Here is a 23,843-nt window from a genome sequence, read left to right as displayed (position 1 = left end):
GGAACGGTCACGCCGGCGCGGCATCGCGCGCAGGCAGCGCGACACGGCCAGGGCGGCTTGAAAGGATGCGAAAGTTTAACATGACGACGAGCAGCAGCAGGATCGCGGCGCCCCCGTTATGGGCCACCGCGACCGGCAAAGGCCACTGCAATACGATATTCGTCAACCCCGTCACGAACTGCAGCACGACCACCAGCAGCACGCCGTTCGCGGGCCGCCGCAGCGATTCGAAGCGGCGCATCTTCAGCGCGAACGCGACGAGGTACGCAACGACGACGAACGCGAACGTGCGGTGCGTCCAGTGAATCGCGACGAGCGCGTCCTGCGTGATCGCGTCGCCGTCGCTCGTCATGCCGAGCGCACGCCACAGGTGGAAGCCGTGCCGGAAATCCATCGGCGGAATCCACTGGCCGTTGCAGGTCGGGAAATCGGTGCACGCGAGCACCGCGTAGTTGGTGCTCACCCAGCCGCCGAGCGCGATCTGCACGACGAGCAGCACGAGCGCCGCGAGCGCGGCCGCGCGATAGCGCCCGGCTTCCGGGTCATGCGCGGGCAGCGGCGTCTGCCGTGCCGCAAGCCAGCCGAGCGTGCCGAGCAGCATCAGCCCGAGCAGCAGGTGGATCGTGACGATCACCGGCTGCAGCTTCATCGTCACCGTCCACGCGCCGAACGCGCCCTGCACGACGATCAGCATCAGCAGGCTCGTCGGCCACCACGGCGATACGTGCAACGGACGGCGGCGCAGCCGTGCGGTCCATGCGATCGCCGTCTGCGCAATGATAAGCACGCCGATCGCCATCGCGAAATAGCGGTGGATCATCTCGATCCACGCCTTCGACATGCTGACGGGGCCGGTCGGCAGCGCCTCGTGCGCGGCCGTGATCGCCGCATGCGCGATGAACGGCGACGACGTGCCGTAGCAGCCCGGCCAGTCCGGGCAGCCGAGGCCCGAATCGGTCAGCCGCGTGAAGCCGCCGAACATCACGAGATCAAGGGTCAGGAATGTGGTGATCCACACCAGCTTGCGGAACTTGTTGTCGTCCGCCTTCACCCACACGTACGACAGCGGCAGCAGCGCGATACAGAAGCCGATCAGGCCGAGTTGCAGTAGATACGACATCGGATTATTGCCTCGTAGTCCCGCGTCAGCCGATGCTCGACCACTTCAGCAGTTTCGTGACGTCTGACTTGATCTTGCTGGGGTTCGGGTTCTTCGGGAAGCGCATCATCAGGTTGCCGTTCGGGTCGACCAGGTAGATGTGGTCGGTATCCTGCGCGCCGGCATCGGCCGGCAGCCACGCAGCCACCGCGGCCGGGTCGGCGATCAGCTTCACCGTGTCCGGATACGCGTCGCCCACCTTCGCCGGAATCGCGCCCGCATCGCTGCGCAGCCACACCATCGTGATCCGGTGCCGTTCGCCGGCCTGCGTGACGCGCACCTGGCGCATGAAATAGAGCTTCTGCGCGCACGCGTCGTCGCACGCGCTGCGATCGGTCATCACGAACAGCCACACGCCGCGCAGCGACGAAAGCGGCATCGTCTTGCCGGTTTCGTCGGTGACGGTCAGGTTCGCCGGAATCGGGCGCTGCGGGTCGATCAGCGTGCCGTAGTTCGTCGAGCCGCCCTTCGGCTTGATCACGTAATAGGTGAAGTACGACGCGAGCATCGGCGCCGCGCAGACGAGCCCGAGCAGCACGAGCATCCAGCGGCCGCGCTTTCTGGCGGCCGGGGAAACAGGCGAAACGGGCGTGGCGGGCGCGGCGCCCGGGCCCTGACGGGAAGATTGGATGGACAAATCAGACCTCTCGAAACGAACCCGCGGCGTCGCCGCCGCGTACGGACATCGCGCCGCTCATGCGCCGGACGACTTCTTCGCCGCGCGCCGCGCCGCGTACAAGCCGAAACCGAGCGCGGCCGCCGCCATGCCCCACCACTGAAACATGTAACCGTAATTGCGCTCGACGCCGGTCGCGGGCGCCGGCCAGTCGCGCACCAGCTTGTCGCCGTCGTCGCTCGTCTGCTGGATCACGAACGGCTGCAGCGGCAGGCCGGTTTCCTTCGCATACGCGGCGACGTCCAGGTTCTGGCGAATCTTCTGGTGCGGCGCCGAGCCGCCTTCGCCGAGTTCGAACGCGCGCGACGCGTCGGCGCGTGCGATCCCGACGACCTCGATATCGCCCGCGGGCGTCGCGAACGGCTCGATCGCCGTGCGATCGGCGATGTTGCGCGGCAGCCAGCCTCGATTCACGAGCACGTAGCCGCCGCCCGTGAGTTTAAACGGCATCACGACGTAAAAACCCGGCTGGTCGTTATACGGCCGATTGTCGAGGAACACCGCTTGCTCGGGCATGAAGCGCCCCGTCGCGCGCACGCGATGGAACTCGATCGACGCGAGCGGGACCGGCTGCGCGCCGACCTCGACGGGCACCGCATGCTCGAAGCGCACGATATTCGCCTGCAGCGCCTCCTTCTGATGCGCGCGGTCGCGCTGCCAGAAACCGAGACGGATCGTGACCGCGACGACCGCGAGGATCAGCAGCGCAGGCAGCAGGCGGATCTTCATCGGGCCGCCCGCCCGGCGCGTTCGCGGATGCGAGGTGCGATAATTATCCTCTTCCTTTCGAATTGCCGTCGTCCGGTTCGCTGCATGCACACCCTCGTTCCCATCGCCTTCGTCCTCATCATTGCCAGCCTGGGTTCGGCGCTCTATTTCATGATGCACGACCGCGGCCACACGAAACGCATGGCCTGGTCGCTCGCCACCCGCGTCGGGCTGTCGATCTCGCTGTTCCTGTTCATCCTGTTCGCAAACTGGATGGGCTGGATCCATTCGACCGGCTTGCCGATCGGCCGCTGACGCCATCGCCGCGGGGGCCGCGGCCGCCGTGACCACCGCGGCCGCTGTGACATTTCGCCGCATGGCGGCGCCACCAAGCAAAAGCGCCGCCTGACTGAGTCGCGGCGGCGCCCGGATGATGCCGGCTGCCGGACGAATCGTTCACGCCGTCCGGCTCCCACAAAACCAAACGGCCCGCGCATCGCTGCGCGGGCCGTGTTGCATTTACAGCCAGTAGACGACGACGTACAGGCCGAGCCAGACGACGTCGACGAAGTGCCAGTACCACGCGGCGCCTTCGAATGCGAAGTGATGCTCCGGCTTGAAGTGGCCACGGATCATCCGCACCAGCACCACGGCGAGCATCGTGCCGCCGAGGAACACGTGGAAACCGTGGAAGCCCGTCAGCAGGAAGAACGTCGAGCCGTAGATGCCCGAGCCGAGCGTCAGGTTCAGTTCGTTGTACGCGTGGAAGTATTCGAAGCCCTGCGTGAACAGGAAGCAGATGCCGAGCACGAGCGTCGCGGCGAGCCACGCGATCGCCTTGCGGCGGTGATCGTCGCGCAGCGCATGGTGCGAAATCGTCAGCGTCGCGCCCGACGACAGCAGCAGCGCGGTGTTCAGCGTCGGGATCGGCCACGGGCCCATCGTCTTGAAGTGGCCAGCGAGCGCAGCCGGGCCTTCGTTCGGCCACACGGCGGAGAAGTCCGGCCAGATCAGCTTGTAGTCGAGGCTGCCGAGCTGGTGCAGCGCGATTTCACGCGCATAGAACAGCGCACCGAAGAACGCGCCGAAGAACATCACTTCGGAGAAGATGAACCAGCTCATGCTCCAGCGGTACGACCGGTCGACGTTCTTGCCGTACAAGCCGCCTTCCGATTCGGCAATCGAGTCGCCGAACCAGTGGTACAGCGTGAAGAGGAGCCACAGCAGGCCGAGCAACGCCGTGTACGGCGCCCAGTCGTGACCGTTGATCCACAGCGCCACCGATCCGAGCATGACCAGCAGGCCGCAGGCCGCGCTGATCGGATGCTGCGACGGATGCGGCACGAAATAGTACGGGGTCTGGTTTTGACCGCTCATGCTTGATTCTCCACTTCAGTCCAATTTGTGTACCGGAAACCGCTCCGGCTTTATTTCTCGCGCGGCGCGACGGCCGCCGCTCTTTCCTTCGTGAAACGCCCGGGGCGTTCCGCGTTGCATTCTTTCGTTGCCGCGGGTCTCGGCCCTCAGCCCTCAGCCCACGACCGCGCGCACGATCAGGATCAGCACGCCGATGAACACACCGGCCGCGATCAGCGCAACGATCAGTACGTGCAGCGGATTCAGCTGCGTCGCATCCGCTTCCAGGTCGCGCCGCTTGCGCACGCCGAAGAACGACCACAACACCGCCTTGACCGCCTGGCCGAACGATCCGCCCCGCTTGCCGTCCGTCATCGCCCTGCCTCCATCGTCATGCACCCGGCTTCGTCGAGCCCGGCTGCTTCGCCGCGCCGGCTGCCGCCTGCGCCGGCGTATTCAGTTCGAAGAACGTGTACGACAGCGTGATCGTCTTCACGTCCTTCGGCAGCTTCGGATCGATCACGAACACCACCGGCATCTTGCGCGACTCGTGCGCGGCCAGCGTCTGCTGCGTGAAGCAAAAGCACTCGATCTTCTTGAAAAACTCCGTCGCCTGCTTCGGCGCATAGCTCGGGATCGCCTGCGCGACGACCGGACGGCCCTGGCCGTTCGTCACGTCGTACACGATCGTCGTCAGCTCGCCCGGATGCACGTCGAGGCTGTTGTGTTCCGGCTTGAAACCCAGCGGGCCGCGCGCGTTCGTATCGAACTCGACCGACACCGTGCGACTCGTGTCGACCTGCGTGTTCTTCGCCTCGCGCTCGCTGACGTCGCGCTGCACGAGGTTGTTGATGCCGGTGATCTGGCAGATCGCCCGATACATCGGCACGAGCGCGAAGCCGAAGCCGAACATCAGTCCCGCCACGACAAACAGCTTCATCAGCATCGACCGGTTGAACGCGCGATCCGCGTTCTCCGCTTCCGGCTTCGACATACGACAACGTCCTCGCTACTGCGTCAGTGAGTGGACAGCCACCATTGCTTGATCACGACACCCACAAAAAAAACGGCGGCGATCGCAAGCAGAATCAGGCCGAGCCGCTTGTTGCCCGCGCGGATCTGCTCGGGCGTGCGTCTTTGTTGTGGATTCCGGTTCATCTGAAACCTGCGGTGGAACGTTCCGCCACGCCTGCCTGCAGCGGCAGGCGTCGGCGGAACATCCTTCGAAACGTATTAGTCGACGTGCGGCGGTTGCTCGAACGTGTGGAACGGAGCCGGGCTCGGCACCGTCCACTCGAGACCGATCGCGCCATCCCACGGCTTGTCGGCGGCCTTCTCCAGCTCGCCACCGCCACGGTACGCCGGCAGCACGACCGCGAACAGGAAGTACACCTGCGCGAGACCGAAACCGAACGCGCCGATCGTCGCGACCTGGTTGAAGTCCGTGAACTGCGCCGGGTAGTCCGCATAGCGGCGCGGCATGCCCGCGAGACCGACGAAGTGCATCGGGAAGAACGTCAGGTTGAAGAAGATCATCGACGCCCAGAAGTGGATCTTGCCGCGCGTCTCGTTGTACATCCAGCCCGTCCACTTCGGTGACCAGTAGTACCAGCCCGCGAACAGCGCGAACAGGGAACCGGCCACCAGCACGTAGTGGAAGTGCGCGACCACGAAGTAGGTGCCGTGGTACTGGATGTCGAGCGGCGCCATTGCCAGCATCAGGCCCGTCAGGCCGCCGAACGTGAACACGAACAGGAAGCCGATCGCGAACAGCATCGGGGTTTCGAACGTCATCGAACCGCGCCACATCGTCGCGAGCCAGTTGAACACCTTCACGCCCGTCGGCACCGCGATCAGCATCGTCGCGTACATGAAGAACAGCTGGCCGGTGACCGGCATGCCCGTTGCGAACATGTGGTGCGCCCAGACCATGAACGACAGGATCGCGATCGATGCCGTCGCGTACACCATCGAGCTATAGCCGAACAGCGTCTTGCGTGCGAACGCCGGGATCACCTGCGACACGATCCCGAACGCCGGCAGAATCATGATGTACACCTCGGGGTGGCCGAAGAACCAGAAGATGTGCTGGTACATCACCGGGTCGCCGCCGCCTGCCGCGTTGAAGAACGACGTGCCGAAGTGGCGGTCGAACAGCACCATCGTGATCGCGCCTGCCAGAACCGGCATCACCGCGATCAGCAGGTACGCGGTGATCAGCCACGTCCACGCGAACATCGGCATCTTCATCAGCGTCATGCCCGGTGCGCGCATGTTCAGGATCGTCACGACGATGTTGATGCCGCCCATGATCGACGAGGCGCCCATCAGGTGGACCGCGAAGATCGCGAAGTCCATGCCCGGGCCCATCTGCGTCGACAGCGGCGCATACAGCGTCCAGCCGGCAGCCGTCGCGCCGCCCGGCGCGAAGAACGAGCCGACCAGCAGCACGGCCGCGACCGGCAGCAGCCAGAAGCTGAAGTTGTTCATCCGCGCGAACGCCATGTCGGACGCGCCGATCTGCAGCGGAATCATCCAGTTCGCGAAGCCGACGAATGCCGGCATGATCGCGCCGAACACCATGATCAGGCCGTGCATCGTCGTGAGTTCGTTGAAGAACTCCGGACGCATGATCTGCAGGCCCGGCGTGAACAGCTCGGCACGGATGCCGAGCGCCATCACGCCGCCCGACAGGAACATGATGAACGAGAACAGCAGGTACAGCGTACCGATGTCCTTGTGGTTGGTGGCGAACAGCCAGCGCCGCCAGCCATGCGGTGTTTCGTGCGCGTGGTCGTCGTGCGCGTGGCCCGCGGCTACGTCGTGCCCGATGCTAGACATGAGAATCTCCTAATGCGAATACGTCGACAAACACAGCGACACGTCAGGCCGCCGGGCCGATCTCGACACGCCGGGCTTCCTTCGCGTCCGCCCCGCCCGTGATCGTTTCCGGCTTCTTCATAATGATGTGGTCTTCCGCCACGCCTGCCGCCTTCAGCGCGTCGCGCACGGCTTGCGCGCGGTGCTTGGCGAGTTCGGCGTTGGCGTCGGCCGAGCCCGTCTTGTCGGTGAAGCCCGACAGCGCGAGCTTCGCGTCCGGATGTGCCTTCGCATAGTCGGCCGCCGCCGCGATCGCCGACTGTGCGTCGGCCGGCAGCGTGCTCTTGCCCGTTTCGAAATAGATCGTCGACAGCGCGGCCGCCGGCGCGGCTGCGCCCGACGCTGCCTGCTCCGGCGCCGAAGCTGCTGCCGCCGGCGCTGCGCCTGCGGCGTCCGCGGTGTCTTCAGGCAGCTTGCCGTTACGCGCGTCCGCCACCTGCTTCGGTTGCAGCACGTCGTTCTTGTGGTTGCCCCACGAGTTGCGCTCGTAGGTGACGACCGCGGCAATGTCGAGGTCCGACAGCGACGCCCACGACGGCATCGCGCCCTTGCCCTTCAGCACGCGCTCGACGTGCGCCGAGATCGGGCCGTTCGCGATCGGGCTGCCGTCCATCGCCGGGAACGCGCCGAGGCCCTTGCCGTTCACCTGGTGACAAGCTGCGCAGTTCGCCTTGTAGACGTCCTCGCCGTGCGCCATCAGTTCGGCCATCGTGTAAACCTTGTTCGGATCGACTGCGGCACCGGCCAGCTTGGCCTTCTGCGCGGTGACCCACTTCGCGTAGTCGTCATCCGAGAGCACCTCGACGACGACCGGCATGTACGCGTGCTCCTTGCCGCACAGCTCGGTACAGAAACCGCGGAAGGTGCCGACCTTGTCGGCCTTGAACCACGTGTCGCGCACGAAGCCGGGGATCGCATCCTGCTTCACGCCGAACGCGGGCACGTACCACGAGTGGACGACGTCGTTCGCGGTCGTGATGATGCGGATCTTCTTGTTGACCGGCACGACGAGCGGGTTGTCGACTTCCTGCAGGTAGGTGTCGGTGATCGCCTGCTTGCCCATCACTGCGTCACGCGGGGTCGACAGCGTCGACAGGAAGCTGATGCCTTCGCCTGGGCCCTTCACGTAGTCGTAGCCCCACTTCCACTGGTAGCCGGTGACCTTGACCGTGAGATCGGCGTTCGTCGTGTCCTTCATCGCGACGACGGCCTTCGTCGCCGGCAGCGCCATCAGCACGACGATGACGAACGGCACGATCGTCCAGATGATTTCGACGGTCGTGCTTTCATGGAAATTGGCGGCCTTGTGGCCTTTGGATTTGCGGTGCGCGAAGATCGAATAGAACATCACGCCGAACACGCCGACGAAGATCACCGTACACAGGATCAGCATCATCGTGTGGAGATCGTAGAGCTCCTCGGCGATCTTCGTGACAGGCGGCTGAAAATTGATCTCGTTGACGCGGGGGCCGCCCGGGCTGTCACCGACCGCCAGAGCCGCGCCGGCAAAGAGCAGTCCGCCGCATGCCAGCACGCCCGTGAGGGCTCGCTTGATTGTTTTCATAGCTTCCTTACCCAAAATTTCCATTCAAACCCTCCCCCGTCGCAAGCCACCTGCGTCGCACCCGCCGCCCCGGTCATCCACAGCGCCGGAGCGACATGCGCAACTCGTCGGCGAACTGCGCGCGCCGGTACTGCGCGAGATGCTGCCCAATCACGACGGTCTGCCCGCGCGACACCAGCCGAATCGGATCGCGTGGCGTCGCGCCCGGCTCGACCCGCACCCAGCGCGGGTTGAATTCGATCTGCGTGAGCCGTTCCGCATCCATCCGCTCGATCACGAGCCGGTGCGGAAACAGCCTGATGCGTTCGTAGTCGACTGCATGGCGCGCATGGATCGCAAACGCGACACCCACCGCCAGCAGCTCGATTCCGGTGAAAGGCATGACGAGCCATGCCCCCTGCCACATCAGCAATGCCGCGATCGCAAGCGAAACACTCGCGAGCGACGCGTAAAACAGCACGAACTGGCGCGGCGACACCGAACAGTTGCGCTTCATGAGCCAGTCCTCGAGGACCGGTTCAACGTCCGCTGCCTCCGTCGAATCCCTCGCTGCCTCCATCGCCGCCTCACGCGAATGGCATGCGATGCATGCCTGCATCGGACTCGCCACCCCGTATTGCGGGGACCCCGGGGCGACAAGCTGACGCATTATAGGCGGGTTCAATGGCATCCACAAGCAAGCGCCTATCGCCCGCCAAGCCAAGCACGACAAGCTTTCCGGCCATTTCAGCGGTTATTTTGACCCCGCTTTGCATCGCTAATTTCAGACATAACAAAACCCCTCTTTACCGCTTTACCGATTCTTCGGGCGCCCCTTTCCGATGTCCTCGATGCGCACGATCCCGTGCCCCTCCGCGGTCGTGCGCGGCACGGCCTTCCACGCGTGCCCGTAGATCACCTCGAAGGTCAGCGGGATCGTGCCGTCCGCGCGCCGGCGCGCGTCGAGCGCATCGCCCAGCGCCTGACGGAAGCGCCGCGTCGCGCGCTGCGGCGCCGCGCGCTCGAACGGATACGCGCCCCAGCGGCGCACGTCGGCCAGCAATGAATCGGGGGATTTATAGGTGACGGTCAGCACTTCCTGGTCCATCACGGGAATCTCGAAGCCGCTCTCGACGAGCATGTCGCCGAGGTCGTGCATGTCGACGAAATCGATCACGCGCGGCGCGGCCGGCGCGAGGCCGAGCGCGGCCTCGGCGTCCGCGCAGGCCGCGCGCAGCTCGCGCAGCGTATCGGGGCCGAGCGTGCTGAACATCAGCAGGCCGTTGACGCGCAGCACCCGCTGCCACTCGGGCAGCACCGCGTCGGGATGCGAATGCCAGTGCAGCGCGAGGTTCGACCAGAGCAGGTCGAACGCGCCCGCCGCGAACGGCAGCGCCGAGAAATCCGCCTGCGCGACACGGGGGCCGCGCTGGCCGAGCGCCTTGCCGAGCGACGCGGGCAGCCAGCGGCGCCAGCTCGTCTGCTCGGTTTCGCGCTGCCCTGCCCGCGCGAGCATCGCGCCGGACAGGTCGACGCCGAACACGGGCGCCTCCGGAAAGCGCGCGCGCAGCGCCGGCAGGTCGTCACCCGCGCCGCAACCGGCGTCGAGCACCGCCGCGGGGCTCACCTTGATGTACTCGAGACGCTCGCACATCCGCTGCGCGATCTCGCGCGGCAGGAACGCGACTGCGTCGAACGCGGCCGCGCGGCGGTCGAAGATCTGCCGCAGACGCCGGGCGTCATAGGCCGGACGGCTGGATGAGGTCGAAGCTGGGGACATGTCTGGCACACTGGCGAAGAGCCCGAAGTATACTCGCTCGCCCCGGAAGCTTCATTGAGGCCATATTGAGGCGCCTAGCCGATGAATCGCCGCCCGTTTTCGCAGTCGTTCCGCGTCGTTATGTCGCAGGCTTTGGCGCGAGTGGCGGCGATTGCGTTGCCGAACCGCTGCGCACTGTGCGGCAATTTGTCACACACGGCGATCTGCGGCGGATGCGATGCCGCGTACTGGGATGAAACGCGCCTGCGCTGCGCCGTCTGCGCGGCGCCGCTCGCACCGGGGCACGCGCGACGCGCGGCCGGCTACCGGTGCGACGCGTGCCGCGCCACGCCGCCGCCGTACGATGCGACACTCGCGCTCGCCGATTACCGGGCGCCGCTCGACGAGCTCGCGCGCGGGCTGAAGTTTCATGCGCGGCTCGCGCTTGGCGCCGAGTTCGCGGGCCGGCTCGAGCGGCTGATCGCAGACACACCCGTCGCCAGCGGCCGCTTCGACGTGATCGCGCCGGTACCGCTCGCGCGCGGGCGGCTCGCCGCGCGCGGCTACAACCAGGCGTGGGCGATCGCGCGGCCGCTCGCGCGCCGGCTCGGTGTGCGCGCGGACGCGGCGCTGCTCGCACGCGTCGCGGAAACCGCGCCGCAATCGCGGCTCGACCGGCGCGCGCGGCGCGACAACGTCGCAGCGGCGTTCACGGTCGCAGGCGACGTCGCGGGCCGCCATGTCGCGCTCGTCGACGACGTGATGACGTCGGGCGCGACGCTGGCCGCCGCCGCACACGTGCTCAAGGCGGCGGGCGCCGCACGCGTGACGAATCTGGTCGCGCTGCGCACCGCCAGGGATTAATTGGATGGAGACGCGTGCTGCCCGCCGGCGGCCGCGCCAGTCAGAACCCGGCCGGCCGCGAGGCTGGCCCACCGAGAGCGGCCCGCCGAGCGCGGCCGCCGAACCGAACCATGTACAACGTCGTCCTCGTCGCCCCCGAAATTCCGCCGAACACCGGCAACGTGATCCGCCTGTGCGCGAATACCGGTGCGCGGCTGCACCTGATCGAACCGCTCGGCTTTCCGCTCGACGACGCGAAGATGCGCCGCGCGGGCCTCGACTATCACGAATATGCGGAAATGCGTGTGCATCCGGACTGGGACGCGTTCGTCGCCGCCGAATCGCCCGATCCCGCGCGGATGTTCGCGTTCACGACGCGCGGCTCGGGCCGCTTCCACGACCACGCGTTCCTGCCGGGCGACTGGTTCGTGTTCGGCTCGGAAACGCGCGGCCTGCCCGCGCCGCTGCTCGAGCGCTTCCCGAACGAACAGCGCGTGCGCCTGCCGATGCGGCCCGGCAACCGCAGCCTGAACCTGTCGAACACGGTCGCTGTGGTCGTGTTCGAGGCGTGGCGGCAGGCCGGCTTCGAAGGCGGCGCCTAGACTAGACGCGCGCGAGCCGTGCCCGGTACAGCTCGAGCATGTCCGGCGAAAAACACGCGAAGATCACCTGCGTGAGGTTCGGCGCCTGCGGCAGCATCTCGACGACCGCCCCGATCGCGATGTCGACCGCCTGCTCCGCCGGATAACGGTAGATTCCGCAGCTGATTGCCGGGAACGCGATCGACGCGCACGCGACCTCTTCGGCCAGCTCGATCGCGCGCCGGTAGCACGACGCGAGCAGCTCGGCTTCCCGCTGCCCGCCGCCATGCCACACGGGGCCGACCGCGTGAATCACGTATTTCGCCGGCAACCCGTGGCCGCGCGTGAGTTTCGCGTCGCCGGTCTCGCAGCCGCCGAGCGTGCGGCATTCGGCGAGCAAGCCCGGGCCGGCCGCGCGATGGATCGCGCCATCGACACCGCCGCCGCCGAGCAGCGAGCCGTTTGCCGCGTTGACGATCGCATCGACCGCGAGCGTCGTGATGTCGACGACCTGCGCGTCGAGCGTGGTGGAACCGATCTGCAGCATGACGACCTCCGCGAACGAAGGAGATGATTCAAGCGTAGTGCGCTTTGCGCGGCCACGCGACCGCTACCCCGCGCTCGCTACTCCGCGCGCGCGTCCCGGCGCAGCAGGCCGCTGACCGCGTCGCGCGGCGCGACGCCGTCGAACAGCACGCCGCACACGGCTTCGGTGATCGGCATCTCGAGCGACTGCGCGCGCGCGATCGCGAGCACCGCCTGCGCGCAGCGCACGCCTTCGGCGACATGGCCGAGCGCGCCGAGAATATCGTTCAATGAACGGCCGGCCGCCAGCTGCAAGCCGACCGTGCGATTGCGCGACAGGTCGCCCGTCGCGGTGAGGATCAGGTCGCCGAGGCCCGTGAGGCCCGTGAAGGTTTCCGCGCGGCCGCCGAGCGCGACGCCGAGTCGCGACATTTCCGCAAGCCCGCGCGTGATCAGCGCGGCGCGTGCGTTCAGGCCGAGGCCGAGCCCGTCGGCAATGCCGGTCGCGATCGCCAGCACGTTCTTCACCGCGCCGCCGACCTCGACGCCGACCACGTCGTCGCCCGTATAGATCCGCATCGCGCCATGATGGAACGCCGCGAGCGTGCGTTCGCGGCACGCGGCCGACGCGCTCGCGACCGTCAGCGCGACCGGCAGCCCCTGGCCGACTTCGCGTGCGAAGCTCGGCCCCGACAGCACGCCGTTGCTGCGCTGTTCCGGCAGTTCGGCGGCGATCACCTGATGCGGCAGCAGATGCGTGTCGGCCTCGAAGCCCTTGCAGACCCAGACGACGTGCGCGGGCACGCAGCCCGCGTCGCGCATCGCGCGGCACAGCGCGCGCAGCCCGGCCACGGGCGCGCCGATCACGCACAGCGCGTCGTCCGCGGCGCCATGCGCGAGCGCCGCGGCGAGATCCGCGTCGTAGCGCAATGCGTCGGGCAATGCGATGCCGTCGAGATAACGGGAATTTTCGTGCCGGGCCTGCAGCCCGGCGATGAGCGCGGCGTCGCGCGCCCAGAGAAGCGTGTCGTGCCGCGCGGCCAGATGGCCCGCGAGCGCGGTGCCCCAGGCACCGGCGCCGAGAACGGCTACTTTCATACCCAGCACCGGTCCTTGCTCGTTCCTCAGTTCAGCGTCGAGCCGTTCGGCGCGCCTGCTGCACCCGCCTGCTGCTGGAGCTGCGCGAGACGCTGCTCGTAGAGCGCCTGGAAGTTGATCTCGGCGAGGTGGATCGGCGGGAAGCCCGCGCGCGTGATCGCGTCGGCGATGTTCGAGCGCAGGTACGGGAACAGGATCGTCGGGCAAGCGATGCCGACGAGCGGGTCGAGCTGTTCGTCAGGAATGTTGCGAATGTCGAAAATTCCGGCCTGCTTCGCCTCGATCAGGAACGCGACCTTGTCCTTCACCTTCGCCGTTACGGTGCCCGACACGACGACTTCGAACACGCTTTCCGCGAGACGCTCGGCCTTGACGTCGACTTCGACTTCAACCGACGGCATGTCCTGCTCGAGGAAGATCGCCGGCGAATTCGGCTGCTCGAGCGACATATCCTTCAGGTAGACGCGCTGGATGTTGAAGAACGGTTGGTTTTCGACGTCGGACATGTTGATTCCCTAAAAGTGGTGACGGAGCGGCCGGCCCGGGCCGGCCGCTCCGGTTGATCCTGCGCGCCTGGCTGCGCAGCCGGCGGCCATTCTGCCCTAATCAGGCCGCTTGCAGAAGCGGCAGGAGACCGCCTGCGCGGTCGAGCTTCGACAGATCGTCGTAGCCGCCGACGTGCGTGTCGCCGATGTAGATCTGCGGCACCGTGCGGCGGCCCGTGCGCGTCATCATTTCGTCGCGGCGCGACGGATCCTTGTCGATCAGCACCTTCTCGATCTGCTCGACGCCGCGCAGCTTCAGGAGCCGCTCGGCCTGGATGCAATACGGGCACACCTGGGTGCTGTACATGACCACTTTGTTCACTTCGCCACTCCTTGTTTGACGACCGGCATCCCGGCCTGCTGCCACGCGGCGACGCCGCCTTCGAGCACGTGCACCTCGGCATAGCCCGCCTCCTCGACCGCGCGCGCCGCCTTCTGCGACTGCTGGCCGTTCTGGCACACGAGCAGCACCGGGGTGCTCTTGTTCTTCGCGACCTGCGCGATCTTCGCGCCGATTTCGCCCGCCTCGACCTGGCGCGCCGACGGCAGGTGGCCGGCGGCGAACTCGGACGCGGGCCGCACGTCGATCACGACCGCGTTGCGGCGATTGATGAGCTGAGTCGCCTCTGCGGCCGACAGGCCGCCGCGGCCGCGGCGCAGCGCGGGCCAGGCCAGCAGGCCGCCGGACACCAGCAGGATCGCGATGAGGGCCAGGTTCGTGTAATCGGTAAAGAACGTCACGGAATTCCGCCGGAAAAAGAGAAATCGGGAAAGGACAATCCGAGCATTATAAAATAACCGACTTGCGCGGGCGTGACGCCCGGCGCACCGCTTCCTTCACTACCGACCGCAAGCACCTATGTACAAGCTCGTCCTCATCCGCCACGGCGAATCGACGTGGAACAAGGAAAACCGCTTCACCGGCTGGGTCGACGTCGACCTGACCGAGCAAGGCTGCAACGAGGCCTACCAGGCCGGCGAACTGCTCAAGGAAGCCGGCTACACGTTCGACATCGCGTACACGTCCGTGCTCAAGCGCGCGATCCGCACGCTGTGGCACGTGCAGGACCGGATGGATCTGATGTATCTGCCCGTCGTGCACTCGTGGCGCCTGAACGAGCGCCACTACGGCGCGCTGTCCGGCCTGAACAAGGCGGAAACGGCCGCGAAGTTCGGCGACGAGCAGGTGCTCGTGTGGCGCCGCAGCTACGACACGCCGCCGCCCGCGCTCGACGCGACCGACGAGCGCGCGCCGTACGGCGACCCGCGCTACGCGAAGGTGCCGCGCGAGCAGCTGCCGCTCACCGAATGCCTGAAGGACACGGTCGCGCGCGTGCTGCCGCTGTGGAACGAGTCGATCGCGCCCGCGGTCAAGGCCGGCAAGCAGGTGCTGGTCGCCGCGCACGGCAATTCGCTGCGCGCGCTGATCAAGTACCTCGACGGGATCTCCGACAGCGACATCGTCGGGCTGAACATCCCGAACGGCGTGCCGCTCGTGTATGAACTCGACGAAAACCTGAAGCCGATCCAGCACTACTACCTCGGCGACCAGGACGCGATCGCGAAGGCGCAGGCCGCCGTCGCGAAGCAGGGCAAGGCGGGCTGATCCCGCCCCGCTCTCCCGCTCCGGCCCCGCGCCGGCGCGGGAGGGGCCGCGCGAACCTCCTCGCGCGGGCGCTGTCGAACCGCTTTCGACCCATTCCACTTGCAAGTCGGACGAACAGTTATACTTGTCCGCTACATCCCCGCTACCGCCACGCGCTTCCCGACCGCACCAGATCTCTATGCGTATGAAATTGAAGAACATCGGCCTGATTGCCGCGGGCCTTGCCACGGGCGTGTTTGCCACGCTGCAAATTTCCGCGTCGGCCGAGCAGACCGTCACGGCGCCGCTTCCGCTCGACCAGCTCCGCCTGTTCGCTGAGGTATTCGGCCAGATCAAGCGCGAGTACGTCGAGCCGGTCGACGACAAGAAGCTGCTGACGGCGGCGATCAAGGGCATGGTGTCGAGCCTCGACCCGCACTCGTCGTTCCTCGACAAGACCGACTACGAGGAACTGCAGGAGCAGACGAAGGGCCGCTTCGCGGGTCTCGGCATCGAGATCTCTCAGGAAGACGGCCTCGTCAAGGTGATCTCGCCGATCGAAGATACCCCCGCGTTCCGCGCGGGCATCCGGCCGGGCGACCTGATCACCCGCATCAACGACAAGCCGGTGCGCGGCATGACGCTCGACAAGGCCGTCAAGCAGATGCGCGGTGAGCCGGGCACGAAGGTCACGCTGACGATCTTCCGCAAGAGCGACGACCGCACGTTCCCGATCACGGTCACGCGCGCGGTGATCCGCGTGCAGAGCGTGAAGATGAAGCTGCTCGATCCGGGCTACGCGTATATCCGCATCACGAGCTTCCAGGAACGCACGACGCCCGATCTCGCCGCGAAGCTGCAGGACATCGCGCGCCAGCAGCCGAACGTGAAGGGCCTGATCGTCGATTTGCGCAACAACGGCGGCGGCCTTCTGCAGAGCGCCGTCGGCGTCGCGGGCGCGTTCCTGCCGCCGGATTCCGTCGTCGTGTCGACCAACGGTCAGATCCCCGATTCGAAGCAGGTCTACCGCGACACGTACGACAATTACCGCCTGCCGTCGTTCGACGGCGATCCGCTGAAGGGCCTGCCGCCGGTCTTCAAGACCGTGCCGATCGTCGTGCTGACGAATGCCTATTCGGCGTCGGCGTCCGAAATCGTCGCGGGCGCGCTGCAGGATTCGAAGCGCGCGCTGATCCTCGGCAAGACGACGTTCGGCAAGGGTTCGGTGCAGACGGTCCGCCCGATGACGGCCGACACCGCACTGCGCCTGACGACCGCGTACTACTACACGCCGAGCGGCCGTTCGATCCAGAACAAGGGCATCACGCCGGACGTGCCGGTCGACCAGTACGCGGACGGCGATCCGGACGACGTGCTCGTGACGCGCGAGGTCGACTATACGAACCACCTCGCGAACACGCAGGATCCGAACGAGAAGAAGGAACAGGAAGAGCGCGAGCAGCGCCGGATGGATCAGCTGCGCATCCTGGAAGAGCAGAACGACAAGAAGACGCCCGAGCAGCGCCAGAAGGATCGCGACCGCAAGCCGGTCGAGTTCGGCAGCACGGACGACTTCATGATGCAGCAAGCGCTCGCGAAGCTCGAAGGCAAGCCGGTGCAGCAGTCGAAGTCGCTGCTCGCGGAAAGCACGCAGGGCCCGGCCGCCAAGACGACCGGCGCGTCGAAGCCCGCGGCAGCATCGAAGCCGGCCGCGAAACCGGCGCCCGCGTCGGCGCCGCAGTAAGCGCCGGCCGATAAACGACGGCCGATAAACGACGGCCGGTAATCGACGGCCGGTAATCGACGGGCCATCGCGGGAAGACCGCGATGGCCCGTTTTTCATGCGCGCTTAGAATACGCACATTCGATACGCACATTCGAAACGCAAATTCGATACGCAAGTCCGCACCGCGCCCCGCCCGCAACCAACTCATGAACGACGACCAACTCCTCCGCTATTCCCGCCACATCCTCGTCGACGAAATCGGCATCGAGGCGCAGCAGCGCTTTCTCGACGCGCATGCGATCGTCGTCGGCGCAGGCGGCCTCGGCTCGCCCGCGGCGATGTATCTCGCGGCGTCCGGCGTCGGCACGATCACGCTCGTCGACGCGGACACCGTCGATCTGACCAACCTGCAGCGGCAGATCCTGCACGTGAGCGCGTCGGTCGGGCGCAAGAAGGTGGAATCGGGGCGCGACGCGCTCGCGCAGCTCAACCCGGACGTGACCGTGCACGCGGTCGCCGAGCGTGTCGACGACGCGTGGCTCGACGCGCACGTGCCGCATGCGGGCGTCGTGCTCGACTGCACCGACAACTTTGCGACCCGCCATGCGATCAACCGCGCCTGCGTCGCGCATCGCGTGCCGCTCGTATCGGGCGCGGCGCTGCGCTTCGATGGCCAGATCAGCACATTCGACTTCCGCGATCCGGCGGCGCCCTGCTATGCGTGCGTGTTCCCCGAAGACCAGCCGTTCGAGGAAGTCGCGTGCGCGACGATGGGCGTATTCGCGCCGACGGTCGGGATCATCGGCTCGATGCAGGCGGCCGAGGCGCTGCGCGTGATCGGCGGCATCGGCACGACGCTGAACGGCCGGCTGATGATGCTCGATGCGCTGCGAATGGAATGGACGACGATGAAGATCGCACGCCAGGCCGACTGCCCGGTGTGCGGCGGCCGGCACTGATGCCGGCCGCGCGGCACACGCCGCGTCGCGCGTGTGCTTGACCGGCCCGCGGCCCGCACCGGCAGGCACGCTTATACGACTGCGTCCGCGCGCGGCTCGGCGACCGCCAGGCGCTGCAGCGCCGACTGCACTTCCTCTGGCTCGAACGCCGCGAGTACGTCCGCGGTCGGCTTTTCGAGCGCCTTCAGGTGCGCGCGCAGGATCTCCTGCTTGACGACGAGCAGCTGGCTCGGATGCATCGAGAATTCGGTGAGCCCCATGCCGAGCAGCAGGCGCGTGAGCGCCGGATCGCCGGCCATCTCCCCGCATACCGACACCGGCACGCCCGCGCGCTTCGCCTCGCGCAGCGTGTACGCGATCAGGTGCAGCACCGCCGGATGCAGCGGGTCGTACAAATGCGCGACCGCGTTATCCGCGCGGTCGATCGCGAGCGTGTACTGGATCAGGTCGTTGGTGCCGATCGACAGGAAATCGAAGCGCTTCAGGAACAGCGGCAGCGCGATCGCCGCGGCCGGAATTTCGATCATCGCGCCGATCCGCACGTTCGGATCGTATGCAAGCCCCGCATCGTCGAGCTGGTGCTTCGCCTCGCGGATCAGGTCGAGCGTCTGGTCGATCTCCTGCGCGTGCGCGAGCATCGGGATCAGGATCTTCACCTGCCCGAACGCGGACGCGCGCAGGATCGCGCGCAACTGCGTGAGGAACATCTGCGGCTCGGACAGGCTCCAGCGGATCGCGCGCAGGCCGAGCGCCGGGTTCGGCGCAGTCTCGTAGCCTTCGTCGAGCGCCTCGAGCGGCTTGTCGGCGCCGACGTCGATCGTGCGGATCGTCACCGGCATGCCCTTCATCCATTCGACCGCGCGCTTGTACGCGGCGAACTGCTCCTCTTCCTCCGGCATCACCTTCTGATGCATGAACAGGAATTCGGAGCGGAACAGGCCGACACCGACGGCGCCCGCCTCGACCGCCGCCTTCGCGTCGTCGGGCAGCTCGATGTTCGCGCACAGGTCGATCTTCGTGCCGCATAACGTTTGCGTCGGCGAAAACTTGAGACGCTGCAGCTTGCGTTGCTCGAGCGCCTTTTCGGACTGCCGGTACGAATACTCCTCGAGAACGATCGGCGCCGGATCGACGATCACGATGCCCTGGTCGCCGTCGACGATGATCAGGTCGTCCTGGCGGATCAGCGTGCTCGCATGCTGCACGCCGACCGCGGCCGGAATGCCGAGGCTGCGCGCGACGATCGCCGTATGCGACGTGCGCCCGCCGAGATCGGTGACGAACGCCTGGAACGACTGGGTCTTGAACTGCATCATGTCGGCCGGCGCGATGTCGTGCGCGACCACGATCATCTCGTCGGTGCCGGACTTCGCGGCGCCGTTGAGCGCCTGCGCGGCGGACGGCGCGCCCGCGAGCGCCTTCAGCACGCGCTCGACCACCTGCTCGATGTCGGCCTTGCGTTCTCGCAGGTATTCATCCTCGATGTCGTCGAAATGCCGCGTGAGCAGGTCGAGCTGCTCGGTCAGCGCCCATTCGACGTTGTAGCGCCGCGTGCGGATCAGGTCGATGGTTTCCTGCACGAGCATCGCGTCGCTCAGGATCATCGCGTGCACGTCGATGAACGCGCCCACTTCGCTCGGGGTGTCCTCGGTCAGGTCGGCGCGCAGCGCATCGAGCTCGCGATGCACGGCCGCGAGCGCCGTGCGGAAGCGCTCGACCTCGGCGTCGATCTGGGTCGTCTCGATCAGGTAATGGGCGACATCGAGCGCCGCCGGCGCGATCAGATACGCGCGTCCGATCGCGATACCACGTGATACGGGAATGCCCTGCAGCGTGAACGACACGCGCACCTCCTCTGTACATGTAAAGCCGCGGCACACTGCTGCGATGCGCTTATGACCCTGGATCCCGATTATAAATTCCGTACATGGCGGCTGACTGCATGCACCGCAGCATTACGTGCAATGCATCAATCGTGCCGGCGAAAAAAATGCCGCGGTATCCGCGGCATTCTCACTGGAAATGGCAACGATCTTGTGCCGTCGGTCACTGGCCTTCGCCGAACTTGTCGGCAATCAGCTTCAGCAGCGCGTCCATCGCCTCCTTCTCGTCCGCCCCTTCGGTCTCGATCGTGATCGTGCTGCCGATGCCCGCCGCCAGCATCATCACGCCCATGATGCTTTTCGCGTTGATCTTGCGCCCGTTGCGCGTCATCCAGACTTCGGACTGGAAATTGCCGGCCAGTTGCGTGAGCTTGGCCGATGCACGTGCATGCAGCCCCAATTTGTTGACGATGGTGGTTTCTTGTTGAAGCATGGTTCTCGTTCGGTCGAGGTTGCCGGCGGCACCCGTCGGCGGATGGGTCTGAAACGGGGAGCGAAACCCGGTCAGGGCGATTCGGTGCGCGGCCGCGGTTCCGGCGGAATCGGCGCGCATTCGCCGCAGCCGATCTCGGACGGCGGCGGCGGCGTGCCCGCCGCGACCTCGTGGACGCCTTTCGCGCCACCGGACAGCGCCTTGTCGACGAGCTTGTCGAGCGGGACCGTGCGGTAGCAGACCGCGCGCACCAGCATCGGCAGGTTGACGCCGGCCAGCACCCTGACGTTGTCGATTTTCGCCAACTGCCCGGCGATGTTCGCGGGCGTCGCGCCGTACATGTCGGTCAGCACGATCGCGCCGTTTTCTTCCTTGAGCCGCGCGAGCTCGGCATGCGCGAACGCCATCACCTGGGTGGGGTCGCTGTCCGCCTGCACGTCGATGCAGCCGATGCGCGCGGGCACGCCGCCGTAGATGTGCGCGATGCAGTCCCGCAGCGCGGTGGCGAGCGGGGCGTGCGCGATGATCAGAATCCCTGCCATGTCAGCACCCGCCTGTCCGCCCCGAGCCGGGCAACGTACAAAGCGATTGAGGGGGTCGTTTCATTTTCAACCTGGCAACAAGTTCGGCCCGGCCGCCGGGCCTGCGGCACCTGAATGCCGGTGCCTGGCGAGCGGGCATTGTAGCAGGCCGGTCACCTCATTCCGGCAGCGGGGGACCTGCGCGGCCGCCGCCGGTGTTGCGCGCAACAGACGCGGCTTACGCGGCCGCGCGCTCCAGCGCGTCGATGAACATTGCGGCGACGTCGAAACCCGTCTGCTCCATGATCTCGCGGAAGCAGGTCGGACTCGTGACGTTCACCTCGGTCAACCAGTCGCCGATCGCATCGAGCCCGACCAGCAGCAGCCCGCGTGCGGCCAGCACGGGCCCGAGCGTTTCGGCGATCTCGCGGTCGCGCGCGGTCAGCGGCTGCGCGACGCCAAGGCCGCCCGCGGCGAGATTGCCGCGCACCTCGTTGCCCTGCGGAATCCGCGCGAGCGAATACGGCACCGGCTCGCCGCCGATCAGCAGGATCCGCTTGTCGCCGGCCTTGATTTCCGGGATGTACTTCTGCGCCATCACCGTGCGCGCGCCGTCGTGGCTCAGCATCTCGATGATCGAACCGAGGTTCATGCCATCCGGCTTCACGCGGAACACGCCCATCCCGCCCATTCCGTCGAGCGGCTTCAGGATCACGTCGCCGTGCTCCGTATGGAACGCGCGCAGCCGCTTCGCGTCGCGCGTGACGAGCGTCGGCGCGACGAACTGCGGGAATTCGCCGATCGCGAGCTTCTCCGAGTGATCGCGGATCGACTGCGCGTTGTTGAACACGCGTGCGCCCGCGCGCTCGGCCAGTTCGAGCAGCCACGTCGACGTCACGTATTCCATGTCGAACGGCGGATCCTTGCGCATCAGCACCGCGCCGAACGACTCGACGCGGCGCGACTCGACGACGCCGGCCTCGTACCACTGCTCGCGATGCAGGTCGTCCAGCTCGCCGACGAACACGATGCGCCGCACGTCGGCCTCGACGGCGGAACCGGTCCACGCGAGGTGGCGCGGCTCGCACGCGTAGACCGCATGCCCGCGCCGCGCGGCCTCCGCCATCATCGCGTAGGTCGAATCCTTGTAGATCTTGAAGCGCTCGAGCGGGTCGGCGATAAAGAGAATGTCCATGCGGGTCCTGTCTTTGCGGTGCCGGCAGCGTGGCCGTTACACCTGAATGGCTTCCGGATCGGTCTTTTCCAGTTCGATCGACGACGCGATCAGCGACAGCCGCGCGACGACGCCGTACATGTAGAACCGGTTCGGCGGCGCGGCGCCCGGCTTCGCGCCGGCATCCGGCAGCGCGGTGTGCTCGAAGCCGAGCGGCACGTAGTGCATGCCCGGCGCGTTCAGGTTCTGGTCGCGCTCGCGGCCGGCGTGCGTGCGGTAGAAGCCGCCGACCACGTAGCGGTCGATCATGTAGACGACCGGCTCGGCCACTTCGTCGCCGACCCGCTCGAACGTGTACACGCCTTCCTGCACGATCACGTCGCGCACCGCGAGCCCGGCCTTCGACTCGGCCATCTGCGCGCGCTCGGCCTTCGACAGCCGGCCGATCTCGGCCGCGTCGTGCACCGTCATCACGCCGCGCCCGGCGGTGCCGGCATCGGCCTTCACGACGACGTACGGCTTCTCGCTGATCCCGTATTCGCGATACTTGCGCGCGATCTTCTTCAGCACGCCGTCGATCGCGTCGGCGAGCGCCTCGTCGCCTTCATGCGCCTGCCAGTCGATGCCTTCGACATGCGCGAAATACGGATTCACCATCCACGGATCGACACCGACCATCTTCGCGAACTTCTTCGCGACGTCGTCGTAGCACGAGAAGTGCGTCGACTTGCGGCGCACGGCCCAGCCCGCGTGCAGCGGCGGCAGCAGGTACTGCTCGTGCAGGTTCTCGAGCACGGCCGGGATGCCGGCCGACAGGTCATTGTTCAGCAGGATCGAGCACGGATCGAAATTCTTCAGGCCGAGGCGGCGCTGCGTGCGCTCGAGCGGTTCGAGCACGATCTTCTGGCCGTCCGCGAGCGTGATCGGCGTGATGTCGGTGATGCCAGGATCGAGCGAGCCGAAGCGCACGTTGAGGCCGGCGAGGCGCATGATCGCCGCGAGGCGCGCGACGTTCTCCAGATAGAACGCGTTGCGGGTCGGCAGCTCGGGAATCACGAGCAGGTTCTTCGCGTCCGGGCAGATCTTCTCGATGGCGGCCATCGCCGCCTGCACGGCGAGCGGCAGCACTTCGGACGGCAGATTGTTGAACGCGCCGGGAAACAGGTTGGCGTCGACGGGCGCGAGCTTGAAGCCGGCGTTACGCAGGTCGACCGAACAGTAGAACGGCGGCGTGTGTTCCTGCCATTCGAGCCTGAACCAGCGTTCGATCGCAGGCGTGGCGTCGAGGATCTTCTGCTCGAGCTCGAGCAGCGGGCCGTTTAACGCCGTAACGAGGTGGGGAACCATGAATCACTCGCGAGCGGGAGAATGAAGATTGTAGAGCAATTGCATTGCCCATTTGGGGATTGTTCCCGGGTTCACAAGGATTTGGAGGAAGTTTCTGGCTATTGACCCGATAGTGCGCAGGGTCATGCGCTGCCAGGCCCTAGTGCAGGAGAAAAAAAACCCGCCGGGAAGGCGGGCCGAAGTCGCTGCGCTCATTCGTCGCGCGGGCGGAGGCAGTGTCGCCGCGGCCGCCCGCCATGTTTCATTCAGACTTACTCGACATGCTCGCCGTGCAGGATCACGTCGAGGCCTTCGCGCTCTTCCTCTTCCGTCACGCGCAGGCCGATCGTCAGGTCGATCAGCTTCAGCAGGACGAAGCTCAGCACGCCGCTGTAGACCAGCGTGATCAACACGCCCTTCGCCTGCAGCAGCAGGCTGCCGTCGGCGCCGCCGATGTCCTTCACCGCGAACACGCCCGTCAGCAGCGCGCCGAGGATACCGCCCACGCCGTGCACGCCGAACGCGTCGAGCGAATCGTCATAGCCGAGCTTCGACTTGAGCCA

General features: G+C 66.6%; 27 protein-coding genes and 1 pseudogene. 6 read left to right on the top strand and 22 right to left on the bottom strand.

The window, feature by feature from the left end; genetic code table 11:
- Positions 1 to 7 precede the first annotated feature (7 nt).
- The 3 genes from DID96_RS24370 to DID96_RS24360 form a co-directional block, all read right to left on the bottom strand.
- Entirely contained in the window at positions 8 to 1,120 is a 1,113-nt protein-coding gene (locus tag DID96_RS24370) for a heme A synthase (RefSeq protein ID WP_124601820.1), read from the bottom strand.
- A 25-nt stretch (positions 1,121 to 1,145) separates the two neighbouring features.
- A complete protein-coding gene (locus DID96_RS24365; protein ID WP_124601876.1) occupies positions 1,146 to 1,790 on the bottom strand; it encodes a cytochrome C oxidase subunit I in 645 nt (214 codons plus the stop codon).
- Positions 1,791 to 1,853: 63 nt separating this feature from the next.
- Positions 1,854 to 2,564 (bottom strand): SURF1 family protein, encoded by a 711-nt coding sequence (locus DID96_RS24360; protein ID WP_260464001.1) that lies wholly within the window; start codon positions 2,562 to 2,564, stop codon positions 1,854 to 1,856.
- Positions 2,565 to 2,648: 84 nt separating this feature from the next.
- On the opposite strand from DID96_RS24360, the gene DID96_RS24355 reads away from it, so the two are divergent.
- On the top strand, positions 2,649 to 2,858 hold the full coding sequence (locus DID96_RS24355; RefSeq protein ID WP_124601818.1) for a twin transmembrane helix small protein: 210 nt from the start codon (positions 2,649 to 2,651) through the stop codon (positions 2,856 to 2,858).
- A gap of 204 nt (positions 2,859 to 3,062) precedes the next feature.
- Here DID96_RS24355 and DID96_RS24350 read toward each other — a convergent pair whose 3' ends face one another.
- The 8 genes from DID96_RS24350 to DID96_RS24320 form a co-directional block, all read right to left on the bottom strand.
- Positions 3,063 to 3,920 carry a cytochrome c oxidase subunit 3 gene (locus DID96_RS24350; RefSeq protein ID WP_124601817.1) on the bottom strand — a complete coding sequence of 286 codons (858 nt, stop codon included), beginning with the start codon at positions 3,918 to 3,920 and terminating at the stop codon, positions 3,063 to 3,065.
- A 153-nt stretch (positions 3,921 to 4,073) separates the two neighbouring features.
- Positions 4,074 to 4,274 (bottom strand): DUF2970 domain-containing protein, encoded by a 201-nt coding sequence (locus DID96_RS24345; protein ID WP_124601816.1) that lies wholly within the window; start codon positions 4,272 to 4,274, stop codon positions 4,074 to 4,076.
- A gap of 16 nt (positions 4,275 to 4,290) precedes the next feature.
- Positions 4,291 to 4,893, bottom strand: coding sequence for a cytochrome c oxidase assembly protein (locus DID96_RS24340; RefSeq protein WP_124601815.1), 603 nt, complete (start codon positions 4,891 to 4,893; stop codon positions 4,291 to 4,293).
- A gap of 23 nt (positions 4,894 to 4,916) precedes the next feature.
- On the bottom strand, positions 4,917 to 5,057 hold the full coding sequence (locus DID96_RS38420) for a cytochrome oxidase small assembly protein (RefSeq protein WP_042586883.1): 141 nt from the start codon (positions 5,055 to 5,057) through the stop codon (positions 4,917 to 4,919).
- Between the two features lie 75 nt (positions 5,058 to 5,132).
- Positions 5,133 to 6,740, bottom strand: a complete 1,608-nt coding sequence (gene ctaD / locus DID96_RS24335) for a cytochrome c oxidase subunit I (protein WP_124601814.1) — start codon at positions 6,738 to 6,740, stop codon at positions 5,133 to 5,135.
- Between the two features lie 43 nt (positions 6,741 to 6,783).
- A complete protein-coding gene (gene coxB, locus DID96_RS24330; protein ID WP_124601813.1) occupies positions 6,784 to 8,367 on the bottom strand; it encodes a cytochrome c oxidase subunit II in 1,584 nt (527 codons plus the stop codon).
- Positions 8,368 to 8,416: 49 nt separating this feature from the next.
- Positions 8,417 to 8,941: a DUF2244 domain-containing protein gene (locus tag DID96_RS24325; RefSeq protein ID WP_124601812.1), complete on the bottom strand. Its 525-nt coding sequence runs from the start codon at positions 8,939 to 8,941 to the stop codon at positions 8,417 to 8,419.
- 195 nt (positions 8,942 to 9,136) lie between these two features.
- Entirely contained in the window at positions 9,137 to 10,102 is a 966-nt protein-coding gene (locus tag DID96_RS24320; RefSeq protein ID WP_124601811.1) for a methyltransferase domain-containing protein, read from the bottom strand.
- 81 nt (positions 10,103 to 10,183) lie between these two features.
- On the opposite strand from DID96_RS24320, the gene DID96_RS24315 reads away from it, so the two are divergent.
- Together DID96_RS24315 and trmL are read left to right on the top strand one after the other, a co-directional pair.
- A complete protein-coding gene (locus DID96_RS24315) occupies positions 10,184 to 10,945 on the top strand; it encodes a ComF family protein (RefSeq protein WP_124601810.1) in 762 nt (253 codons plus the stop codon).
- A gap of 110 nt (positions 10,946 to 11,055) precedes the next feature.
- Positions 11,056 to 11,526 (top strand): tRNA (uridine(34)/cytosine(34)/5-carboxymethylaminomethyluridine(34)-2'-O)-methyltransferase TrmL, encoded by a 471-nt coding sequence (gene trmL / locus DID96_RS24310; protein WP_124601809.1) that lies wholly within the window; start codon positions 11,056 to 11,058, stop codon positions 11,524 to 11,526.
- Position 11,527: 1 nt separating this feature from the next.
- On the opposite strand, the gene DID96_RS24305 is transcribed toward trmL, so the two are convergent.
- The 5 genes from DID96_RS24305 to DID96_RS24285 all read right to left on the bottom strand — a co-directional run bounded on the left by DID96_RS24305 (position 11,528) and on the right by DID96_RS24285 (position 14,414).
- Entirely contained in the window at positions 11,528 to 12,052 is a 525-nt protein-coding gene (locus DID96_RS24305) for an O-acetyl-ADP-ribose deacetylase (protein WP_124601808.1), read from the bottom strand.
- Positions 12,053 to 12,129: 77 nt separating this feature from the next.
- The gene (locus DID96_RS24300) at positions 12,130 to 13,128 is read right to left on the bottom strand and encodes an NAD(P)H-dependent glycerol-3-phosphate dehydrogenase (protein WP_124601807.1); all 999 of its coding nucleotides are present in this window, start codon (positions 13,126 to 13,128) and stop codon (positions 12,130 to 12,132) included.
- 26 nt (positions 13,129 to 13,154) lie between these two features.
- Positions 13,155 to 13,634, bottom strand: coding sequence for a protein-export chaperone SecB (secB, locus tag DID96_RS24295; RefSeq protein ID WP_059464440.1), 480 nt, complete (start codon positions 13,632 to 13,634; stop codon positions 13,155 to 13,157).
- Between the two features lie 100 nt (positions 13,635 to 13,734).
- Complete coding sequence (grxC, locus tag DID96_RS24290; protein WP_124601806.1) at positions 13,735 to 13,995, bottom strand: glutaredoxin 3; 261 nt, start codon at positions 13,993 to 13,995, stop codon at positions 13,735 to 13,737.
- Positions 13,992 to 14,414 carry a rhodanese-like domain-containing protein gene (locus tag DID96_RS24285; RefSeq protein WP_124601805.1) on the bottom strand — a complete coding sequence of 141 codons (423 nt, stop codon included), beginning with the start codon at positions 14,412 to 14,414 and terminating at the stop codon, positions 13,992 to 13,994. Before DID96_RS24285 ends, grxC begins: the two co-directional genes overlap by 4 nt.
- A 118-nt stretch (positions 14,415 to 14,532) precedes the next feature.
- On the opposite strand from DID96_RS24285, the gene gpmA reads away from it, so the two are divergent.
- The 3 genes from gpmA to DID96_RS24270 all read left to right on the top strand — a co-directional run bounded on the left by gpmA (position 14,533) and on the right by DID96_RS24270 (position 17,943).
- On the top strand, positions 14,533 to 15,279 hold the full coding sequence (gene gpmA / locus DID96_RS24280) for a 2,3-diphosphoglycerate-dependent phosphoglycerate mutase (protein WP_124601804.1): 747 nt from the start codon (positions 14,533 to 14,535) through the stop codon (positions 15,277 to 15,279).
- A 178-nt stretch (positions 15,280 to 15,457) separates the two neighbouring features.
- Complete coding sequence (locus tag DID96_RS24275) at positions 15,458 to 17,002, top strand: S41 family peptidase (protein ID WP_124601803.1); 1,545 nt, start codon at positions 15,458 to 15,460, stop codon at positions 17,000 to 17,002.
- 188 nt (positions 17,003 to 17,190) lie between these two features.
- Positions 17,191 to 17,943 (top strand): molybdopterin-synthase adenylyltransferase MoeB, encoded by a 753-nt coding sequence (locus DID96_RS24270; RefSeq protein WP_124601802.1) that lies wholly within the window; start codon positions 17,191 to 17,193, stop codon positions 17,941 to 17,943.
- A gap of 71 nt (positions 17,944 to 18,014) precedes the next feature.
- Here the strand turns inward: DID96_RS24270 and ptsP are convergent, their stop codons facing one another.
- From ptsP to DID96_RS24240, 6 genes and pseudogenes are all read right to left on the bottom strand, one after another.
- Positions 18,015 to 19,787: a phosphoenolpyruvate--protein phosphotransferase gene (gene ptsP, locus DID96_RS24265; protein ID WP_124601801.1), complete on the bottom strand. Its 1,773-nt coding sequence runs from the start codon at positions 19,785 to 19,787 to the stop codon at positions 18,015 to 18,017.
- A gap of 202 nt (positions 19,788 to 19,989) precedes the next feature.
- Entirely contained in the window at positions 19,990 to 20,259 is a 270-nt protein-coding gene (locus DID96_RS24260; RefSeq protein ID WP_124601875.1) for an HPr family phosphocarrier protein, read from the bottom strand.
- Positions 20,260 to 20,330: 71 nt separating this feature from the next.
- Entirely contained in the window at positions 20,331 to 20,801 is a 471-nt protein-coding gene (locus DID96_RS24255; protein WP_124601800.1) for a PTS sugar transporter subunit IIA, read from the bottom strand.
- A gap of 217 nt (positions 20,802 to 21,018) precedes the next feature.
- Positions 21,019 to 21,975: a glutathione synthase gene (gene gshB, locus DID96_RS24250; protein WP_124601799.1), complete on the bottom strand. Its 957-nt coding sequence runs from the start codon at positions 21,973 to 21,975 to the stop codon at positions 21,019 to 21,021.
- A gap of 36 nt (positions 21,976 to 22,011) precedes the next feature.
- The gene (gene gshA / locus DID96_RS24245) at positions 22,012 to 23,301 is read right to left on the bottom strand and encodes a glutamate--cysteine ligase (RefSeq protein WP_124601798.1); all 1,290 of its coding nucleotides are present in this window, start codon (positions 23,299 to 23,301) and stop codon (positions 22,012 to 22,014) included.
- Positions 23,302 to 23,552: 251 nt separating this feature from the next.
- Positions 23,553 to 23,843, bottom strand: a pseudogene (locus DID96_RS24240) (ammonium transporter); the annotation flags it as partial.

The sequence above is a fragment of the Burkholderia sp. Bp8963 genome (assembly GCF_003854275.1).
Classification (GTDB): Bacteria; Pseudomonadota; Gammaproteobacteria; order Burkholderiales; family Burkholderiaceae; genus Burkholderia.
Note: the sequence above shows the minus strand (reverse complement) of the source record. Positions and strands in the feature narration are given on the sequence as shown.

Bases quoted from the DNA above. Each gene is read 5' to 3' on its own strand.
- DID96_RS24370 (WP_124601820.1), bottom strand. From the start codon at position 1,120: ATGTCGTATCTACTGCAACTCGGCCTGATCGGCTTCTGTATCGCGCTG.
- DID96_RS24320 (WP_124601811.1), bottom strand. From the start codon at position 10,102: ATGTCCCCAGCTTCGACCTCATCCAGCCGTCCGGCCTATGACGCCCGG.
- DID96_RS24340 (WP_124601815.1), bottom strand. From the start codon at position 4,893: ATGTCGAAGCCGGAAGCGGAGAACGCGGATCGCGCGTTCAACCGGTCG.
- DID96_RS24325 (WP_124601812.1), bottom strand. From the start codon at position 8,941: ATGCAGGCATGCATCGCATGCCATTCGCGTGAGGCGGCGATGGAGGCA.
- gpmA (WP_124601804.1), top strand. From the start codon at position 14,533: ATGTACAAGCTCGTCCTCATCCGCCACGGCGAATCGACGTGGAACAAG.
- DID96_RS24345 (WP_124601816.1), bottom strand. From the start codon at position 4,274: ATGACGGACGGCAAGCGGGGCGGATCGTTCGGCCAGGCGGTCAAGGCG.
- DID96_RS24260 (WP_124601875.1), bottom strand. From the start codon at position 20,259: ATGCTTCAACAAGAAACCACCATCGTCAACAAATTGGGGCTGCATGCA.
- DID96_RS24255 (WP_124601800.1), bottom strand. From the start codon at position 20,801: ATGGCAGGGATTCTGATCATCGCGCACGCCCCGCTCGCCACCGCGCTG.
- gshB (WP_124601799.1), bottom strand. From the start codon at position 21,975: ATGGACATTCTCTTTATCGCCGACCCGCTCGAGCGCTTCAAGATCTAC.
- coxB (WP_124601813.1), bottom strand. From the start codon at position 8,367: ATGGAAATTTTGGGTAAGGAAGCTATGAAAACAATCAAGCGAGCCCTC.
- ctaD (WP_124601814.1), bottom strand. From the start codon at position 6,740: ATGTCTAGCATCGGGCACGACGTAGCCGCGGGCCACGCGCACGACGAC.
- trmL (WP_124601809.1), top strand. From the start codon at position 11,056: ATGTACAACGTCGTCCTCGTCGCCCCCGAAATTCCGCCGAACACCGGC.
- secB (WP_059464440.1), bottom strand. From the start codon at position 13,634: ATGTCCGACGTCGAAAACCAACCGTTCTTCAACATCCAGCGCGTCTAC.
- DID96_RS38420 (WP_042586883.1), bottom strand. From the start codon at position 5,057: ATGAACCGGAATCCACAACAAAGACGCACGCCCGAGCAGATCCGCGCG.
- DID96_RS24300 (WP_124601807.1), bottom strand. From the start codon at position 13,128: ATGAAAGTAGCCGTTCTCGGCGCCGGTGCCTGGGGCACCGCGCTCGCG.
- DID96_RS24360 (WP_260464001.1), bottom strand. From the start codon at position 2,564: ATGAAGATCCGCCTGCTGCCTGCGCTGCTGATCCTCGCGGTCGTCGCG.
- DID96_RS24270 (WP_124601802.1), top strand. From the start codon at position 17,191: ATGAACGACGACCAACTCCTCCGCTATTCCCGCCACATCCTCGTCGAC.
- gshA (WP_124601798.1), bottom strand. From the start codon at position 23,301: ATGGTTCCCCACCTCGTTACGGCGTTAAACGGCCCGCTGCTCGAGCTC.
- DID96_RS24305 (WP_124601808.1), bottom strand. From the start codon at position 12,052: ATGCTGCAGATCGGTTCCACCACGCTCGACGCGCAGGTCGTCGACATC.
- DID96_RS24355 (WP_124601818.1), top strand. From the start codon at position 2,649: ATGCACACCCTCGTTCCCATCGCCTTCGTCCTCATCATTGCCAGCCTG.
- DID96_RS24275 (WP_124601803.1), top strand. From the start codon at position 15,458: ATGCGTATGAAATTGAAGAACATCGGCCTGATTGCCGCGGGCCTTGCC.
- DID96_RS24350 (WP_124601817.1), bottom strand. From the start codon at position 3,920: ATGAGCGGTCAAAACCAGACCCCGTACTATTTCGTGCCGCATCCGTCG.
- DID96_RS24315 (WP_124601810.1), top strand. From the start codon at position 10,184: ATGAATCGCCGCCCGTTTTCGCAGTCGTTCCGCGTCGTTATGTCGCAG.